The organism is Allobosea eneae (assembly GCF_042657265.1).
In the GTDB taxonomy this organism is placed as follows: domain Bacteria; phylum Pseudomonadota; class Alphaproteobacteria; order Rhizobiales; family Beijerinckiaceae; genus Allobosea; species Allobosea eneae.
Genome location: NZ_JBHSLW010000136.1, coordinates 1 through 2,143, shown reverse-complemented (window position 1 = coordinate 2,143; position 2,143 = coordinate 1). Strand labels below are relative to the sequence as shown.

2 protein-coding genes are annotated in these 2,143 nt (G+C 60.5%); both read left to right on the top strand.

Features of this window, described 5'->3' with window-relative positions; all coding sequences use genetic code 11:
• The first annotated feature begins 295 nt into the window (after nt 1–295).
• Entirely contained in the window at nt 296–697 is a 402-nt protein-coding gene (locus ACFPOB_RS30445; protein ID WP_377801887.1) for an adenylosuccinate synthase, read from the top strand.
• A 528-nt stretch (nt 698–1,225) separates the two neighbouring features.
• Entirely contained in the window at nt 1,226–2,059 is an 834-nt protein-coding gene (locus tag ACFPOB_RS30440; RefSeq protein WP_377801886.1) for an efflux RND transporter periplasmic adaptor subunit, read from the top strand.
• Nucleotides 2,060–2,143: the final 84 nt, after the last annotated feature.

The following is a 2,143-nucleotide window of genomic DNA, read 5'->3' as shown; positions in this document are numbered from 1 at the left end:
TTGTCGTCACCGCGCATGCACCGATCTCCGAACCCCTTCGAAGACAATGAATCACGCCGAATGCCCTGCGGCGAGCGGGTTTTTCAACAGCCTGCTAGCGGTGGTAAAAGTTAGCCCGCCCCCCTTGACCCTCTAGTGGCATCAGCTTGTAGAACAGAGCTTGTGAGCCGGACGCGCTTCTAAAGCCCGCGTCGATCTGCTATCATGACGTATGCGTCCAAGCCGAGCGCGAAGTAGGTCAATAAGCCGTCGAATGAGAGGAATTGTGATGCGAAACGGGATAGGAGGACGCTTAATGACGTTTGTTGCTCGTGGTTTTGTGGCGGCCTCCGCCGCACTGATGCTGAGCGGAGCCGGAGTGATGGCTCAGGGTGGCCACTCACACGTCGCTGCCAACGGTGGTCAGATCCAGCAAATTGGTGCCTACGAGGCTGAGCTGGTCGTGAAAGGCGCGGACGTGATGCTCTACATCGTCGATAAACAGGAGAAGAAGGTCGATGCGGCCAAGTTCTCGGCCACTGCCGTCGTGCTTGCCGCTGACAACCAGCAGAAAACAGTGGAGATGAGCCCATCGGGTGAGAACCGCCTCGCAGGCAAAATCGACTTCCCGGTTACCGGCAAAATCCGTGCGACTGTGACATTGAAGTCGGGTACGGCCGAGGCTGGCAAAGGTCGCTACAGCCTTGACGCACGCTAATTGACCCAATAAGCGCAATATTATGCTTAAATTGACAAGCTATGGTGTGCTGCTACGCTGCCTCCGGCAGACAGCGGTTGTGCGCGCTCTTGTTCTTGTCTTGGTTATGACTTTTGCTGTTCCTGTCTCGGCTTTCGCGGCCGGATTGGACGTGGGTACCTCTGGCGCTGCCATCACGAGTTTGACTGATATCGGCTCGCCTGGTCCGACAGGGGACTTATTGGACGAGGAGCTCGTCCAGCATGCTCATTGCATGCATTCGGTCGCTCGTGCGAACTTTAAGACATTGCCTATTCGACGACTTGTATTGGGTGCACCGCTTCCGCGTGAAGCCGATTTGCAGCCCAGTCGCGCTTTGTCCTCCCTACCCTTCAAGCCACCTCGTAGCGCCTGATCGAGCTTGTGGGGGTTTAGCCCCATGAGCTCCCGCTCTTACTCGAGAGCTTTGGTGCGTTGAACGCTTCGCTGCTTTATCAGCGCGAAGCCATGGATGGGTAAGCTTCGTGCGCCCGTGGTGAGGGTCTTGCTATGATCAAGCGTCTTGTCGTCATCGTTTTTGTCGGCGTGATCGGAATTGCCGTCGGCAGTCTTGTGCCGGCCGTTTCGCAAGCGGTCCGCGCAGCCTTGAATGCCGTCCCGCTCCCGCCAGCTATCTCACAGGCTGCCCACGCTGTGATGCAGGCCGGCGAGGGGAAGCGCGAAAGCGATGGCCACGGGCATGGCGCCAAACCTGCCAGCGCACACGGTTCCGGCGAGAAAGAGGGGCCGGAGGGCGTGGTTGCAATGTCACCGGAGCGGGTCGCCGCCGCCGGGATAACGGTTGCGCCTGCAGCGGGCGGGCCGCTGACCCGCAGGCTGACGGTGCCGGGCGTAATCGCAATGGACGCCGATCGGGTCGGCCGAGTTGCTGCGCGGGTCGTTGGCACGGTTACGGAGCTCAACAAGCGCTTAGGCGACCAGGTTGCCAAGGGCGAAACTATCGCGGTTCTCGATAGCCGGGAAGTTGCCGATGCAAAGAGCGAGCTGCTCGCGTCGCTGGTCAACCAGGAGCTGCAAAGCACACTGTTCGAGCGCGAGCAGTCGCTCTGGGACAAAAAGATTTCAGCCGAGCAGCAGTATCTCAAGGCTCGCAGCACCTTTGCCGAGGCTCAGCTCCGGGTTGATCTGGCTCGTCAGAAGCTAACCGCGCTTGGCGTGAGCGATCGTGAAGTCGCCGGGGTCCGGCGCGAGGTCAAGCCGTTCCGCCAGGTCGCCTCCGTCGAAGGGGAGCTGTCGACGTTGCCCGGGCTGCAGCGCTACGAGTTACGCGCACCGATCGCGGGCCGCGTGGTCGAACGCCGGGTCGACCTAGCAGGCTGTTGAAGAAGTCAGACGCGTTCGCAGACGAAGCCTGACTCGTCGCCGTTGTGGATGTGGAAGTGCCCGACGAGGCGGCCGGCGGTGCCG

Bases quoted from the DNA above. Each gene is read 5' to 3' on its own strand.
- ACFPOB_RS30445 (WP_377801887.1), top strand. From the start codon at position 296: ATGACGTTTGTTGCTCGTGGTTTTGTGGCGGCCTCCGCCGCACTGATG.
- ACFPOB_RS30440 (WP_377801886.1), top strand. From the start codon at position 1,226: ATGATCAAGCGTCTTGTCGTCATCGTTTTTGTCGGCGTGATCGGAATT.